At 67.3% G+C, this 16071-nt stretch carries 13 protein-coding genes and 1 tRNA gene; 6 read left to right on the forward strand and 8 right to left on the reverse strand.

What is annotated here, in order from left to right:
- Positions 1 to 240 precede the first annotated feature (240 nt).
- Both CA2_RS04750 and CA2_RS04755 read right to left on the reverse strand, forming a co-directional pair.
- Positions 241 to 1644, reverse strand: coding sequence for a sensor histidine kinase (locus CA2_RS04750; protein ID WP_042413188.1), 1404 nt, complete (start codon positions 1642 to 1644; stop codon positions 241 to 243).
- On the reverse strand, positions 1641 to 2312 hold the full coding sequence (locus CA2_RS04755) for a winged helix-turn-helix domain-containing protein (RefSeq protein ID WP_042413191.1): 672 nt from the start codon (positions 2310 to 2312) through the stop codon (positions 1641 to 1643). The genes CA2_RS04750 and CA2_RS04755 overlap by 4 nt, the downstream gene beginning before the upstream one ends.
- Before the next feature lie 121 nt (positions 2313 to 2433).
- Here CA2_RS04755 and CA2_RS17920 point away from each other — a divergent pair, with 121 nt between their 5' ends.
- Positions 2434 to 2703, forward strand: a complete 270-nt coding sequence (locus CA2_RS17920; RefSeq protein WP_156105961.1) for a hypothetical protein — start codon at positions 2434 to 2436, stop codon at positions 2701 to 2703.
- 6 nt (positions 2704 to 2709) lie between these two features.
- Positions 2710 to 4182: a phosphoethanolamine transferase gene (locus CA2_RS04760; protein WP_081888868.1), complete on the forward strand. Its 1473-nt coding sequence runs from the start codon at positions 2710 to 2712 to the stop codon at positions 4180 to 4182.
- Positions 4183 to 4213: 31 nt separating this feature from the next.
- Here CA2_RS04760 and CA2_RS04765 read toward each other — a convergent pair whose 3' ends face one another.
- From CA2_RS04765 to CA2_RS04775, 3 genes are all read right to left on the reverse strand, one after another.
- The gene (locus CA2_RS04765; RefSeq protein WP_042413241.1) at positions 4214 to 5953 is read right to left on the reverse strand and encodes an acetyl/propionyl/methylcrotonyl-CoA carboxylase subunit alpha; all 1740 of its coding nucleotides are present in this window, start codon (positions 5951 to 5953) and stop codon (positions 4214 to 4216) included.
- A gap of 249 nt (positions 5954 to 6202) precedes the next feature.
- Complete coding sequence (locus tag CA2_RS04770) at positions 6203 to 7849, reverse strand: 5-oxoprolinase subunit B/C family protein (RefSeq protein WP_042413193.1); 1647 nt, start codon at positions 7847 to 7849, stop codon at positions 6203 to 6205.
- A gap of 9 nt (positions 7850 to 7858) precedes the next feature.
- On the reverse strand, positions 7859 to 8617 hold the full coding sequence (locus CA2_RS04775) for a LamB/YcsF family protein (protein ID WP_042413194.1): 759 nt from the start codon (positions 8615 to 8617) through the stop codon (positions 7859 to 7861).
- Between the two features lie 68 nt (positions 8618 to 8685).
- On the opposite strand from CA2_RS04775, the gene CA2_RS04780 reads away from it, so the two are divergent.
- The 4 genes from CA2_RS04780 to CA2_RS04795 all read left to right on the forward strand — a co-directional run bounded on the left by CA2_RS04780 (position 8686) and on the right by CA2_RS04795 (position 12495).
- Positions 8686 to 9366, forward strand: coding sequence for a GntR family transcriptional regulator (locus CA2_RS04780; protein ID WP_042413197.1), 681 nt, complete (start codon positions 8686 to 8688; stop codon positions 9364 to 9366).
- A 235-nt stretch (positions 9367 to 9601) separates the two neighbouring features.
- Complete coding sequence (locus tag CA2_RS04785; RefSeq protein ID WP_042413243.1) at positions 9602 to 10585, forward strand: TRAP transporter substrate-binding protein; 984 nt, start codon at positions 9602 to 9604, stop codon at positions 10583 to 10585.
- A gap of 115 nt (positions 10586 to 10700) precedes the next feature.
- Positions 10701 to 11207, forward strand: coding sequence for a TRAP transporter small permease (locus tag CA2_RS04790; protein WP_042413199.1), 507 nt, complete (start codon positions 10701 to 10703; stop codon positions 11205 to 11207).
- The gene (locus CA2_RS04795) at positions 11200 to 12495 is read left to right on the forward strand and encodes a TRAP transporter large permease (protein ID WP_042413201.1); all 1296 of its coding nucleotides are present in this window, start codon (positions 11200 to 11202) and stop codon (positions 12493 to 12495) included. Before CA2_RS04790 ends, CA2_RS04795 begins: the two co-directional genes overlap by 8 nt.
- A gap of 127 nt (positions 12496 to 12622) precedes the next feature.
- Here the strand turns inward: CA2_RS04795 and CA2_RS04800 are convergent.
- The 3 genes from CA2_RS04800 to CA2_RS04810 all read right to left on the reverse strand — a co-directional run bounded on the left by CA2_RS04800 (position 12623) and on the right by CA2_RS04810 (position 16003).
- Positions 12623 to 12699 (reverse strand) — tRNA-Val (locus CA2_RS04800).
- A 64-nt stretch (positions 12700 to 12763) separates the two neighbouring features.
- On the reverse strand, positions 12764 to 15019 hold the full coding sequence (locus CA2_RS04805) for a RelA/SpoT family protein (RefSeq protein WP_042413202.1): 2256 nt from the start codon (positions 15017 to 15019) through the stop codon (positions 12764 to 12766).
- Between the two features lie 66 nt (positions 15020 to 15085).
- Complete coding sequence (locus tag CA2_RS04810) at positions 15086 to 16003, reverse strand: alpha/beta fold hydrolase (protein ID WP_174435598.1); 918 nt, start codon at positions 16001 to 16003, stop codon at positions 15086 to 15088.
- Between the last annotated feature and the right edge of the window lie 68 nt (positions 16004 to 16071).

The following is a 16071-nucleotide window of genomic DNA, read 5'->3' on the forward strand; positions in this document are numbered from 1 at the left end:
CGCCCGATGCCCTCCAAGCCGCTCCAGGCATGGAGCGATCCATGCACCGGGCGCATGCTGCACCAGGCGTTGGGCACCCAGGCTGCGACCCAGATCATCCGCGGCCAAGCCAGGCCAGGCCGTGCTGCGACAAGCCCGCCTGCATGGCCCCATGCCGGGCTCGGCGGGCCTGCAGGGGGTGCCGCTGTCTGCCGCCTGCATTCCGCCATCGCTGGCCCGGACGGCCGCAGCGCGGCAGATTCAGTCCTGCGCCGCGGCAGCCTGGGCGAAGACCAAGCGCACCGACAGCCCGCTGCCGCCCTCAGCCGGGGGCGAGGTCAGCACCAGCTCGGCCGCGTGCTTGTCGGCGATCGAGCGCACGATGGACATGCCCAGCCCGTAGCCGATGTGGTGGCTGCCGATGCGCGCATGGCGCTGCTGCATCTGCGCCAGCGCCTCGGGCGACAGCCCCGGGCCATGGTCGCGCACGCTGAGCGTCGGCTGGGGGGTGGCCAGCACCTGCAGTTCCACCGGCCCCTGGGTGTAATGCAGGGCGTTGTCCACCAGGTTGCGCAGCACGATGGCCAAGCCGTCCAGATCCCCTTCCACCCACACGGCGGGCTGGTCCTCGGGCACCAGGCAGTCCAGCCGCTTGCGGGCCGCGTCCTGCTGCCAGAACTCCTGGGCGACCTGCTCGGCCAGCTGCACCAGGTTGACGCGCCCGAAATGCGCCACGTCGCCGCCCTCGGCGCGCGACAGCTGCAGCAGCCGCTCCGTGCGGTGGCTCAGGGTGGCCAGGGATCGCAGGGCCTGGCGCACGTCGTCCAGCGGCACCTGGCCGGAGGTCTCGGCCAGACCGCCATCCGCCACGGCCCGGTCGACCCCCGTCTGCAGGCGCAAGCGCACCTCGGCCAGGGGGGTGCGCAATTCATGCGCCGCGTTCGCCGCCAGGGAGCGCTCGACATTCAGGGCCTCGCCCAGGCGCTCCAGCAACTGGTTCACGCCGTCCCCGACGGCGCACAGCTCCAGCGGCATGTCGGCCAGCTCCAGCGGCTGCAGGTTGCTGCCGCTGCGCGCCGTGATCTGCTGCTGCAGCTGCTCCAGGGTGCGCAGCTGGCGCCGCGCCACCACCGTGATCACCCAGGCCAGCACCGGCAGCATGACCAGCAGCACCAGCACCAGCCCGATGACGGTGCGCTGGCTGGCCTCGCGCCGCTCGCTCAGCGGGTCGGCCAGTTGCAGCCAGGCACCGGACACCTCGTCGTACAGGCTGAACACGCGGTAGTCGTCGGTCTCGTAGAACCCGGCCTGCAAGGGCACAGCAAAGGCCGAGGCCGGGGTCGCCACCGAGCGCAGCAGCACCTGGCCGTTGGCGCCACGCAGCTGCAGCAGCAAGGGCTCGGAGTGCGCCGGGCCGGGCTGGGTGCGCATCAGCAGCGGCTCGTCCAGGGCCATGGGCTGGGCCCGCTCCACTTCCAGCAAGGCAGGGTAGAGCTGGCGGTGCGCACTCTCGACCAGCTCCACGTCGAAGTTGTGCTGAATTTCGCCATTCACGTAGGTGGCCACCAGGGCCGTGCTCAACAGCCAGACCGGCACCACGGCCAGGGTCAGGCTGCGGCCCAGGCGCTGGGCCAGGCTCTGCGCGCGGGGGGCGACCGGGCTCATAGCGCCGTCAGGCGGTAGCCCGTGCCGCGCACGGTTTCGATCAGCGCACTGCCCAGCTTGCGCCGCAGGCGGCTGATGAAGACCTCCAGCGTGTTGCTGTCGCTGGTGGCGTCCCACTGGTACAGGGCTTCCTGCAGCCGCTCGCGGGTGAAGATCTGACCGGGCCGGCTGGCCAGCACGCGCAGCAAGGCCCATTCCTTGGGCGTCAGCACCACCGGAACGGCCCCGTTGCGCACCACCTCGCGGCCCAGATCGATGGTGACCGCATCGCAGGTCAGCACCGAGCTGGCCTGGCTGCCACGGCGCCGCTCGATGGCGCGCAGCCGCGCCAGCAGTTCCTCGGGGTCATAGGGTTTGACCAGGTAGTCATCGGCGCCCGCGTCCAAGCCGCGGATGCGGTCGCTGACCTGGTCCCGCGCCGTCACCACGATCACCGTGGGCCGCGCCGATGGGTGGGCCGCGCTCTCGTGCAGCAGCGGCAGCAGGTGCAGGCCTTCGCCATCGGGCAGGTTCAGGTCCAGCAGCACGGCGGCATACGGCACCGTGGCCGCAAAGCCCTTGGCCTGCTGCAAATTCTCCGCCCAGTCCACGCTGAACTGCTTGCTCTTGAGATAACCCAACACGGCCTGCCCCAGCGGCCGATCATCTTCCACCAACAGGATGCGCACCCTCACCTCCTCCCAGACAGTCCCTCCAGTGTAGGCACAGCCGCCTATCCACGCCAAGCTGAACACGGGCTGAACGGCGGCTTCAGGGGCTATTCAGATGCGCTGCCTACAGTGCGCAACCATGTCTGAATTGCACGCCTCCGCCCTCTCCCCCCAACTTGCTGCGGCCTCCGGCACCGCCCCCAGCCCCCGGCAGGCCGCACGCTGGTCGATCGCCCCGCGCTGGGCCGCCCTGGCCTTGGCCGTGTGGTGCACCGCCGCCTTGAACCAGGCCTGGTGGGGCAAACTCACCGCACTGGCCAGCGAACAAAGCCTGGGGCTGATCGAGGAAGCCCTGGTGGCCCTGGTGCTCACCGGGGTGACCTACCTGTGGTTCATGCTGCTGTCCTGACCCAGGCTGCGCCGGGTCGGCTGGAGCCTGACCCTGGTCACGGCCGCCGCCGTGCAGTACTTCATGCTGCATTACAGCGTGGTGATGGACGCCAGCATGATCCGCAACACCCTGCAGACCAATTACACGGAAGGCCTGGCCCTGCTCACCAGCGGGCTGATCTGGCACGTGCTGCTGTACGCGGGCGTGCCGGTGGCGGTGCTGTGGAAGGGGATCAGCCTGCGCCCGACCGCCTGGCGCAAGGACCTGTGGCGCTCCGGCCTGCTGGTGCTGGCCAGCCTGGGCGTGGTGATCGGCGGCGGACTGTTGCTGTACAAGCCCATGGCGCCGCTGGTGCGCAACCACACGGAAATCCGCTACCTGATCAACCCGATGGCCACCATCGTGTCCTTCAGCAACGCCACCCTCAAGCCCCTGTTCAAGCGCCCCCGCCCCTTCCAGCGCATCAGCGAAGGCGTGGCCCTGGGCAGCACCTATGGCGGTGGCAATGCACTGGCGGCCGCAGCCCCGGGCACGGCGCGCAAGCCGCCGCTGCTGGTGCTGATCGTGGGGGAAACCACACGCAGCGACCACTTTGGCCTGAACGGCTACCCCCGCAACACCACCCCCGAGATGGAGGCCCGCCGCGTCATCAGCTGGCGCCAGGTGCAGTCGTGCGGCACCAACACCCTGGCGTCGGTGCCCTGCATGTTCTCGCACCTGGGCAAGAGCGACTTCGAAGGCCGCAAGTTTGAATACGAGAACCTGATGGACGTGCTACAGGCCGCCGGCCTGGGCACGGACTGGCTGGACAACCAGGCCGGCTGCAAGGAAGTGTGCAACCGCATTCCACACGCCCAGGCCGACCAGGTGGCATCGCCCGAGGCCGTCCACCGCTGGTGCAAGGACGACGAATGCCTGGACCAGCTGATGGTGGAGCTGCTGGACCAGCGCCTGCGCAGCACGCAGCCCCAGGGCGCCACCCGCGGCACGGTGCTGGTGCTGCACCAGATGGGCAGCCACGGCCCGGCCTACTACCGCCGCTCCTCGGCCCCCAGCAAGCACTACCAGCCGGAATGCACCACCCACGTGACCTCCGACTGCAGCCGTGAGCGCCTGGTGAACGTGTACGACAACAGCATGGTGGAGACCGACCTGTTCGTTGCCCGCACCATCGACTGGCTGCAGCAACAGCAGGACCATTACGAGACCGGCCTGATCTACCTGTCGGACCACGGGGAGTCGCTGGGCGAAAACGGCCTGTACCTGCACGGCCTGCCCTATGTGATTGCGCCCGACACCCAAAAGCATGTGCCCTGGGTGCTGTGGCCCGGCACGCTGCTGGCGCGCACCGGTGTGGACGAGCGCTGCGTGCGTGAGCACATCGACCAGCCGCTGACGCACGACAACTTCTACCACACCGTGCTGGGCCTGCTGGACGTGCACAGCCCCACCTACCAGGCCCAGCTGGACGCCCTGCAAAACTGCCGCCGCAGTTGAGGCCACGTCGGGGGCCACAGCCCCCGGCGGTTCACTGCCCGACCACGACGCGGGCGATCACCTGCCCGGCCTGCAGCACGGCGCCCGGTGCCACCTGCTGCTGCAGGCGACCGGCCTGTGGCGCGGTGATCGGGCTTTCCATCTTCATCGACTCCATCACGGCCACGACATCGCCGGCCTGCACCGCCGCGCCATCGGCCAGCTTCCACTGCACCAGGCTGCCGGCCATGGGGGCGGTGATGGCATCGGCGCTGGCCTCGGCCTGCGGTGCAGCAGCCGCTGGCGACGCCGCGGTCGACACGCTGCCCCAGGCCTGCAGCAGGCTGGCGGGCAGGCCCAGGGCCACGCGCTTGCCCTCCAGTTCGATGAAGCAGCGCTGCAAGGGCTGGTCCACCGGGGCACCGGGGCGGGCCGCCTCGACCCAGGTCTGGGCCATTTCGGTCTCGATCCAGCGGGTGTGCACCTGGAAGCCCTGCGCCGCCGTGAAGGCCGGATCCTGCACCACGGCACGGTGGAAGGGCAGCACCGAGGCCACGCCCTCGATCGTGAACTCCTGCAGCGCGCGGCGCGCGCGGGCCAGGGCCTGCTCGCGCGTGGCGCCGGTGACGATGAGCTTGGCCATCATGGAATCAAAGCTGCCCGGCACCGTGGAGCCGGACACCACGCCGCTGTCCACACGCACCCCGCCCCCGCTGGGTGCCTCGAAGCGCTGGATCAGCCCCGGCGTGGGCAGGTAGCCGCGGCCCGGGTCTTCGGCGTTGATGCGGAATTCGATGCTGTGGCCGCGCGGTGTCGGCGTCTGGCTGAAGGACAGCGGCAGGCCGTCGGCAATCCGCAGCTGCTCCAGCACCAGATCGATGCCCGTGGTCTCCTCGGTCACGGGGTGCTCCACCTGCAGGCGGGTGTTGACCTCCAGGAAAGAGATCTGTCCGCTGCGGCTGAGCAGGAACTCCACCGTGCCGGCGCTGACATAGCCGGCCGCCGCGCAGATGTCGCGCGCCGCCTGGTGGATGCTGGCGCGCTGCGCCTCGGTCAAGAAGGGCGCAGGGGCCTCTTCGACCAGCTTCTGGTTGCGCCGCTGCAGGGAACAGTCGCGCGTGCCCACCACCACCACATTGCCGTGCTGGTCGCCCAGCACCTGGGCTTCGATGTGGCGGGGACGGTCCAGGAACTGCTCCAGAAAGCATTCCCCACGGCCGAAGGCGGCCGTGGCTTCGCGCACGGCGGATTCGAACAGCTCGGCCACTTCGTCCATCTGCCAGGCCACCTTCAGGCCCCGGCCGCCGCCGCCAAACGCGGCCTTGATGGCCACGGGCAGGCCATGCTGCTGCGCAAACGCCTGGACCTCGGCCGCGCTCTGCACCGGGTCTGCGGTGCCGGCGACCAGGGGCGCACCGACCTGCAGCGCAATCTTGCGCGCTGCCACCTTGTCGCCCAGGGCCTCGATGGTCTCGGGGCGCGGGCCAATCCAGGTCAGGCCGGCGTCGATCACGGCACGCGCAAACTCGGCGCGCTCGGACAGGAAGCCATAGCCGGGATGGACGGCATCGGCGCCACTCTTGCGGGCCACCGCGATCAGCTTGTCCATGTCCAGGTAGGTCTGCGCCGGGCGCACGCCGTCCAGGCCCCAGGCCTCGTCGGCCATGCGCACGTGCAGGGCGTCGGCATCCGGGTCGGCGTACACCGCCACGGACTGCACCCCATAGTCACGGCAGGCCCGGGCAATGCGTACGGCGATTTCGCCGCGGTTGGCAATCAAAACTTTGCGGATCATCACAAACCTTTCTTGGGGGACGGCACAGTGCCATCGTGGCCTCCGGCTGTGCAGGCACAGCCATGTGCGGCAAACTGGGCCGGCCGCTGGCCGCCCCGGTGGGTCATCAAAACTTCGGGGCTCATCCGAACCTCCGACGCGTAGAAACAGCAGCACTGCCGGCACAGCCTGCGGTGCAGGCCCAGCGCGGGGCAGCCGTGGGCCAGCGCCGGGCACCGCCCGGTCTGGCCCTCCGCACGCACGGCGTCATGCCGGACCTCCCTCGGCCAGGCCATGCACCTCTTCAAAGAAGGGCGCCACCACGCGGAACTGGATCCGGCAATCGACGGGAATCTGCGCGGCAAGGTCCAGGTGGTAGCTGGCCAGGGACGCGACCACGGGATAGCCCCCGGTCAACGGGTGGTCGGCCAGGAACAGCACGGGCTGGCCGCTGATCGGCACCTGGATGGCGCCGACCACCGTGCCCTCGCTGGGCAGCTCGGCCGGGTTGCGGCGCTCCAGGGGCTGGGCCCCCTCCAGCCGCATGCCGATGCGGTTGGACTGGGGCGTGACGCGCCAGGTCTGGCCGGTCAGCGTCTGCAGCGCCTGGGCGGTGAACCAGTCGGTGCGCGGCCCCAGGACCACGTCCAGGGTCACGGTCTCTCCGGCGCGCGGCAGGCTCGGGCGTGCGCCAGCCCCCGGCTCCACGGCGCGCAGCTGCTGCGCGGGCAGTGCCTGCCCCACCACCACCCGCTGCCCGGCCTGCACAGCCTGCGGGCCGACCAGGGCCAGGGTGTCGGTGGCGCAACTGCCCAGCACCGGGTCCACGCCCCAGCCACCGCGCACGGCAACATAGCAGCGCACCCCGGCCTGGACCGCACCCAGCTGCAAGGTGTCGCCATCGTCCAGAGCCACCGCCTGGTCGCCCGGCACCTCCCAGCTGTGCCCGTCGGCACTGCGCACGCGCAGCGCAACCTGGGCCCCGCTCACGGCCAGCGTGCAGGCCCCGTGGGCGCGCAGCACCAACTGGCCAAGCACGTTCTCCAGCACCGGGGTGTGCACCGGGTTGCCGACCCGGCGGTTGGCCTGGCGCATGGCGCCCTGGTCCAGGGCGCCCGACGCCGAGATCCCCAGGCCCGACATGCCGTGGCGGCCGCTGTCCTGGAAAATGCTTTGCAGCCCGGGGCTCACAAATTCGATAGCTGTCTGCGCAGGTGCATCAATGGCTGGAGGCTGATTGGATGCAGATGGCTGCGTCGCCGCGGGCAGGAAGACCTGCGCGCCCTGGCGGTCGGCATCGACAAACTGCACCCGAAAGCCGGGCTGGATGTAGGCCGGCTCGGCCCGCGCCAGGTCCCACATGGGCACCTCGGTCACGCCGATCAGCTGCCAGCCCCCGGGGCTGGCACTGGGATAGACCGCGCTGAAGTTGCCCCCCAGCGCCACCGAACCGGCCGGCACGCGGGTGCGGGGCGAGGTGCGGCGTGGCACCTGGAAGTTGGCGCCCCCGGACAGGTAGACAAAACCCGGCGCGAAACCGGCAAAGGCCGCGTCATACGGCTGGCCGCTGTGGCGGGCAATCACCTCGGCCACCGACAGGCCCAGCAATTGCGCCACATCGGGCAGGTCTTCGCCGGTGTAGTGCACCGGGATGTCGACCACGCGCCCCTGGCTGGCGTGGGCCGCATCGCAGTCGCGCAGCGCCTGGGCCCCGAGGCGGGCCAGCGCCCGGATCAGCTCCGGCGTGCGCACCTGCCACGGTGCGTAGTGCACCAGCACCGTCTGGGCGGCGGGAATCAGCTCCTGCACGCCCGCAATGGGCTGTGCCAGGGCGGCACGGTACAGCGCCATGGTCTGCGCCAAATCATCCAACTCGACCAGCAGGGCCTGGTCACTGGCGGGCAAGAAACGCATGCGACCGCCTCAGTCCAACGCCACGAAGGGCTGCAGCACCACACCCGCCTGCAGCAGGTGCGCACGGATCTGGCGCGCCATGTCCACCGCGCCCGGGCTGTCGCCGTGCACGCAGATGGAGTCGGCCTGGATGGCCACCGGCTGGCCGGTGATGCTGGTCAGGCGCCCGGTCTGCACCAGCTGCAGCATGCGGTCGGCAACGGCCTGGGCATCGTGCAGCACGGCCCCGGGCAGACGGCGCGACACCAGCGAGCCATCGTCGTTGTAGGCCCGGTCGGCAAAGGCCTCGGCCACCACGCGCACGCCACGCGCCTGTGCCCAGCCGATAAGCGGCGATCCGGCCAGCGCCATCAGGGTCAGGGAGGGGTCCACCGCCAGGATGGCGGTGAGCACGTCCTCGGCCTGCCGCGCATCGTGGGCGATGGTGTTGTACAGCGCGCCATGCGGTTTGACGTAACGCACCCGGGTGCCCGCCGCGGCGGCCAGCCCCTGCAGGGCGCCGATCTGGTAGATCACGTCGGCCACCAGCTCGCTGCTGGTGGGGTCCATGTTGCGGCGGCCAAAGCCCACTAGGTCCGGGTAGGCGACATGCGCGCCCACGGCCACGCCGCGCGCCGCCGCCTGCCGCAGCGTCTGCAGGATGCCCGCCGGGTCACCGGCATGGAAGCCACAGGCCACATTGGCGCTGGTCACAATGTCCAGCATGGCTGCGTCGTCGCCCATGCGCCACGCCCCAAAGCTTTCACCGAGATCGCTATTGATATCCATCTTGTATCCTTTCAAACCGACTGTCCGCACGGATTGTTCAACAATCATTAGCAAATTCCTTACCAACCATGGCTGCAACGCAAACCCGGCACTTTTCCAACCGTTCCACCCCCACCAGCCTGGCCGACACCGTGGCCGACACCATCCGCCAGCAGCTCATCCTGGGCGAGCTGCGCGCCGGCCAGCACCTGTCGGAGGCCGCGCTGAGCCAGCAGCTGGACATCTCGCGCAACACGCTGCGCGAGGTGTTCCGCATCCTGATCAAGGAAGGCCTGCTGCGCCACGAACCCAACCGCGGCGTCGCGGTCGTGGTGCCCTCGATCGCCGACATCATTGACATCTACCGCGTGCGCCGCCTGATCGAATGCCAGGCCCTGGAAAAGGCATGGCCCCTGCACCCCGCCCACAAGCGCATGCGCGAGGCCGTCCAGGCCGCCCACCAGGCGCGCGAGGCCAAGGACTGGAAAACCGTGGGCTCGGCCAACATGGCCTTCCACGCCGCCATCGTGGCCCTGAGCGACAGCGAGCGCATGTCGGCCATGTACGAAGACATCGCCGCCGAGCTGCGCCTGGCCTTCGGCCTGCTGGATGACCCCGAGTACCTGCATGCACCCTATGTGGACCACAACGCCCGCCTGCTGCAGATGTTCATGGAAGGCCAGACCGTCGCGGCCGCCCGCGAGCTGGAGACCTACCTGGTGCAGTCCGAGCGCATGGTGCTGGCCGTCTACGCACGCCAGATCTCCTGATCCACAAGCACCAGCATCGTGCAAAAAATCCACAATGCACCTTTTTTGATTGAACAATCACCAAACTGGCAATCAACAATCAAAAAATAAAACACCTACAAAAACGACGCATCGTTGAAATCCCTGATAGGCAATGCCCCACAGCAATGGTAGTTTTGGCACGCGAATTGCCTATACCAACCCAGATGGCATGCCACACGGGCAGGTCTTCATCCCCCTCATCAAGGAGCATTTCATGCAGCGTCGAATTTTTTGCGCCACCGCCACCCTGGTTGCCAGCCTTGGCTTTGCCGGCACCGGCATGGCCCAGACCAAGTGGGATTTCGCCACGGCTTACGCCGCCAGCAACTTCCACTCGAAGAACAACGAACAGTTTGTGAAGGATGTGGACGCCGCCACCCAGGGCAAGCTGAAGATCACGCCACACTTTGGCGCCTCGCTGTTCAAGATGCCTGAAATCAAGCGTGCGGTGCAGACCGGCAATGCGCAGATGGGCGAGTTCTTCATGGTGAGCTTCCAGAACGAATCGCAGATCTTCGGCGTGGACGGCCTACCCTTCCTGGTCAACAACTACGACGACGCCTTCAAGCTCTACCAGGCGCAAAAGCCTGCCCTGCAAAAGCTGCTGGACAAGCAGGGCCAGGTGCTGCTGTACGCCGTGGCCTGGCCTCCACAGGGCATCTACACCAAGAAACCCATCAACTCGGCGGCCGATCTGAAGGGCATGAAGTGGCGCGTCTACTCGCCCACCACCGCGCGCATCGGGGAACTGGTGGGCGCCCAGCCCGCCACCATCCAGGAAGCCGAGCTGTCGCAAGCCCTGGCCACCGGCGTGGTCGAAGGCCTGATCACCTCCAGCGCCACCGGCGCCGACAACAAGCTGTTCGAAAACCTGAAGTACTACTACAACGTGCAGGCCTGGATCCCCAAGAACGCCGTCGTGGTCAGCAAGAAGGCCTTCGGCGCCCTGAGCAAGCCCGAGCAGGACGCCGTACTCAAGGCCGCCGCCGTGGCGGAAGCCCGCGGCTGGATGGAATCGCGCGAGGTGGATGCCCGCTCCATCGCCACCCTGAAGGCCGGCGGCATGCAGGTGCTGGAAGCCTCGCCCCAGTTGAAGGCCGACCTGGCCAAGGTGGGCGACACCGTGATCAAGGAGTGGCTGGACAAGGCCGGTCCTGAAGGCAAGGCCGTGCTGGACACTTTCAAGGCCGCCAAGTAATTCACCGACGCCCCCTGTGCCCTTGGTGCCGGCCAACGCTCGCAACCAAGGGCATTTTTGATGATCCCCCGTATCAACGACGCGCCACCACTCTGTCGCGCGAAGGATTTTGCACATGCGGAAATTGATTGACGGCCTGTATACCGCGAGCAGCTGGTTGGCGGGTCTTTCCATGGTGGTCGTGCTGGTGATGGTGCTGCTCACCATCGCCAGCCGATTGCTGGGTTTCAACGCCCCGGGCACCGACGCCTACGCCGGCTATGCCATGGCCGGAGCCGGATTCATGGCCCTGGCCAGCACCCTGAAGGCCGGCGAGCACATCCGGGTCACCCTGATCCTGGGCATGCTCAAGGGCAAGGCCCACAAGGCCCTTGAAGTCATTGCCCTGGTGATTGCCACCACCCTGGCCGGCTTCCTGGCTTTTTACTCGTGCCGCCTGGCGTGGCAGTCCTGGGAGATCGACGACATCTCCGTGGGCGTTGATGCCACCCCGCTGTGGATTCCCCAGATCTTCATGGCCCTGGGCACGCTGATCTTTTTCATCGCCTTCTGCGACGAACTGATTTTGGAACTGAAGGGCCAACGCAAGCCCCGCGAGCAGGAGGACGCTCACCATGAATGAGATTTTTGCCAGCATTGCACTCATCGTCGTGCTGATCACCCTACTGGGGGGCGGCGTGTGGGTGGGACTGACCTTGGCCGGCGTGGCCTGGTTCGGCATGGAGTTCTTCACGGCGCGCGCGGCCGGCGATGCCATGGCCATCACCATCTGGGGCTCGGCCAGCAGCTGGACCCTGACCGCACTGCCGCTGTTTGTTTGGATGGGGGAGATCCTGTACCGCACCAACCTGTCCGAGAACATGTTCCGCGGCCTGGCCCCCTGGGTCAACGCCTTGCCCGGCCGCCTGCTGCACACCAACGTGATCGGCTGCACCATCTTTGCTTCGGTCTCTGGCTCCTCGGCCGCCACCTGCGCCACCGTCGGCAAGATGAACATTCCGGAGCTGCGCAAACGCGGCTACACCGAAGCGCAAATCATCGGCTCGCTGGGAGGCCCCGCCACGCTGGGTCTGCTGATCCCACCTTCGATCATCCTGATCGTCTACGGTGTCTCGGCCGAGCTGTCGATTTCCAAGCTGTTCATGGCCGGCGTGCTACCCGGGCTGCTGCTGGCTCTGCTGTTCAGCGGCTGGATCGTGGTCTGGTCGCTGCTCAACCCCGACAAGGTGCCCAAAGCCGAAACCAGCCTGAGCTTCAAACAAAAGCTGTACGAAGCCCGCCACCTGATCCCTGTCGTGCTGCTGATTGCCAGTGTGGTGGCCAGCATCTACAGCGGGATTGCCACCGCGACGGAAGCCGCCGCCATCGGCGTGGCCGGCGCCCTGGTGCTGTCAGCGTCGCAGAAAGCCCTGACCTGGGACAGCTTCAAGGCCTCGCTGTTCGGCGCCACACGCCTGTACTGCATGATCGCCCTGATCCTGGCGGGGGCCGCGTTCATGACGCTGTCCATGGGTTACATCGGGCTGCCACGCCAGCTGGCCGAATTTGTGGGTAGCCTGCAGCTGTCCCCTGCCATGCTGATCATCGCCCTGGGCATCTTCTACATCCTGATCGGCTGCTTCCTGGATGGCATCTCCACCATCGTGCTGACCATGAGTGTGGTGTTGCCCATCATCCAGGCCGCAGGCATTGATCCGCTGTGGTTCGGCATCTTCCTGGTGATCACGGTGGAAACCGCACAGATCACGCCCCCGGTCGGCTTCAACCTGTTCGTGCTGCAAAGCATGACCGGCAAGCAGATCACCTACATCGCCAAAGTCTGCGCCCCCTACTTCCTGCTGATGGTGCTGGCACTGGTGATCCTGTGGTTCTTCCCCAGCATCGTGACGGCCTTGCCGGCCCAGATGTAAGCGCCAGAGCGCACGCAGCATCCTGCCAAAGGGTGCTGCGCTTTTGTCCCGCGACTGCGACAACGCCAGGACAGGGATACAAACAAAAAGGCCCTGCAAAACTTGCAGGGCCTTTTTGAATATGCCTTGGTAGGCGCGATTGGATTCGAACCAACGACCCCCACCATGTCAAGGTGGTGCTCTAACCAACTGAGCTACGCGCCTGAAAAATCAGAAGCTGCGATTCTAGCACCAAATTTTGCACGTTTGAAAATTCGCACCACCATCTTCAACGGCGGCGCGCGGAACGCACCCCCGACACGCTGGCCACGATGCCCAGCACCTTGTTCAGGCGCCCGGAGTCGGAGACCTCGACCGTGAACGTCATCCAGGCCGTGCCCTTGACCGACTGGGTCTGCACACCGATCACATTGGTCTTCTCGCGCGCGAACACGTCCGAGATGTCGCGCAGCAGGCCCTGGCGGTCGGTGGCTTCCACGGCCACGTCGACAGGATAGACCGCCGCCTGCTTTTCGGCCTTGGGCATGCCCCAGGCCACGTCGATCACGCGCTCCTCGTTGCGTGCCGCCATTTCACGGAAGTTGCTGCAATCGGAGCGGTGCACGCTGACCCCCTTGCCGCGCGTGACAAAGCCGCAGATGTCGTCCGGGGGCGCCGGCTTGCAGCACTTGGCCAGTTGCGTCATCAGCGAATCGATGCCCACGACCAGCACGCCGCCCTTGTGGGCCGCGTTGTTGGCCCGGGGCTTGCGCACCATGGACTGGATGTCTTCCACAGGCTCCGCAGGCTCGGGCGGACGGAGCACCACCTCGATGTTGCGCAAGGAGTACTCGTCCTTGCCCACCACCTCGAACAGCGCGTCGGCCGATTTGAAGCCCAGCTGCACCGCCAGGTCGTCCAGCTTGATGGCCGTCTTGCCTTCGCGCTGCAGCAGTTTTTCCACGGCCTCGCGGCCGCGCATCATGGTCTCGTGCGTGGCCTGGGCGTTGAACCAGGCCCGCACCTTGGCCTTGGCGCGATTGCTGACCAGATAGCCCAGTTCGGGGTTGAGCCAGTCGCGCGAAGGCCGGCCTTCCTTGACGGTGGAAATCTCCACGGTCTGGCCACTTTGCAGCTGCGTGTTCAGCGGCACCATGGCGCCGTCCACGCGTGCGCCACGGCAGCGGTGTCCCAGGTTGGTGTGCACCGAATAGGCGAAGTCCACCGGGGTGGCACCCTGCGGAAGCTCGATGACGGCCGCATCCGGCGTCAGCACATAGATGCGGTCGTCGAACAGGCCGCGGTGCGAGGGGTTCTCGGACAGATCCTGGCCCCAGGCCAGCAGTTGGCGCAGCACCGCGATCTTGGCGTCGTACTCCCCCGTGGCACTGACCCCGGCGTAGCCCTTGGTCCCCGCCTCCTTGTACGCCCAGTGCGCAGCCACGCCGTTCTCGGCGTGATCGTGCATGGCCTGGGTGCGGATCTGGATTTCGATGGCACGCCCCTGCTCGTCGCGCACCACGGTGTGCAGCGACTGGTAGCCATTCGGCTTGGGCTTGGCGATGTAGTCGTCGAACTCCGACTCGATCGGCTTGAAGTGCTCGTGCACCCACGACAGCGCGGTGTAGCAGTCCTTGACATTCGGCACCACCACGCGCAGCGCCCGGATGTCGAACAGCTGGTCGAAGTTGAGCGACTTGCCGCGCATCTTCTTGACGATGCTGTAGATGTGCTTGGGGCGGCCCGAGACCGTGGCGCTGATGCTGTAGGCGCGCAAGCCGGATTCCAGGCGCGCGCGCAACTGCTCCATGTAGACCTCGCGCTCGGCGCGCTTTTCATCCAACAGGCGGGCGATGTCGCGGTAGGTATCGGGCTCCAGAAAACGGAACGACAGATCTTCCAGCTCCCACTTGATCTGCCAGATGCCCAGGCGGTTGGCCAGCGGCGCAAACACGTGCAGCGCCTCATAGGCCAGGCTGGGCGAAACCGGACGCTTGCTGGCGGCATACCAGCGCAAGGTTTGCAGGCGGGACGCCAGGCGCAGCAGCACCACACGCACATCGCGCGAGAAGCCCAGCAGCATCTTGCGCACGGTCTCGGTCTGCGTGGCCGGGTCGTCCACCCGCGTGGCACCCCCCTCGCCCCCGCGGGCCTGCTGCTGGAAGTGCATGAGCTTGGTGGTCTCCACCGCCAGTTCGGCAAAATTGGGGCCGAAAGCCTTGGTCAGCACCTCCAACGGCTTGTTCAGGTGCATGCTGGCATACACCAGATAGCACGCGGCCTGCATGGCTTCCGAGCCGCCAATGCCTTGCAGGATGGCGGCCGTGGCGTCCGCATGGGCCAGGGTGTTCTCGCCGGAACTCAGCGCCTCACCGACCAACAGGGGCTCGGCAAACGCGCGCGCGCGGCGCAAGGCATCGACCTGGTCGGGCACATTGCCCGAGGTGGCGGCCAGCAGGTGTGGAACATCGGCAGACACCGCGCTGCCGCCCGGTGCGCCAGCAGCTTCCCCGGTGGTCGGGGGCAAAGAGGTCACGCTACGCATGCAAGCCCCCGTGGAATGTCCAAGCCCGCGCAGCATCTGCGCGCGACAGGGCCTTACATACTGTATTCATTCATCACCCAAAAAGAAGTTCCGTGCGATGACCACCTGGTCATCCGCCACGAAGGTGGGGGCATGCCCCACATTTTCAAGTTCCACCACCTCGGCGCACGGGCCGCGCAGCCCCATGGCGGCGGCCGTGGCCCGGGTGATCAGGTCGGACTGCGCCCCGCGGACAAGCAACGTCTGTGCCTTGATGCCGTCATACAGCTGCCACAGCAGGGGTTGCGACTGCTCGGACTGCGCCTGGGTCATGCCCTGCATGGGCAACGCGATCGCCGGGTCGTAGTGCAGCTCCCAGCCGCCCTGCGCGGCAGGCCGCAGCATGGGCTGGCTCAACGCCAGCCACTGGGCCTGGGTGTGCGGTCCAAAGCCTGCCGACAGCAGGCGCAAGGCATCAGCGCCCTGCTGCACGCTGTCGAAGTGCGCAGGCTGGCCGACATACTGGGCGATGCGCTGCAGGGCCGACCATTCCAGCACCGGCCCTACATCATTGAGCAGCAGCTTGCGCACCGGCACGGGCAGCGGCAGTTCGGGATTGCCGGCCACCGCCATGCCGATCAGGCCGCCCATGCTGGTGCCCAGCCAGTCCAGCGCCCCGATGGGGGCCGTGGCATGCACCTGCTGCAGCAAGGCCAGCATGTCCACGGTGTACTGCGGCACGCCATAGGTCTTGGGCTGGGCCAGCCAGTCGCTGCGCCCCCGCCCGGCCACGTCGGGGCAGATCACACGCGCCGACCGGCTCAAGTCACACGCCAGCACGTCGAAGTCGCGCCCCTGGCGCGTCAGGCCATGCACGCAGACGATCACATGCGGATGGGCCGGATCGCCGGTCTGGTTCCACTCCCAATAGGCCATGCGGTGCGTGGGCGTGCCGTGCACGGCGGCACCGGGACAGGCTACGTAGTTCAGCGTAGGTTCAACCATGGGTACGCAATCGAAGACTTGCCACTAGATAATGGGTTCACCCATCCTAATTCATATTTCAGCGGAGA

This window comes from Comamonas aquatica NBRC 14918 (assembly GCF_000739875.1).
Lineage (GTDB): Bacteria > Pseudomonadota > Gammaproteobacteria > Burkholderiales > Burkholderiaceae_C > Comamonas > Comamonas aquatica.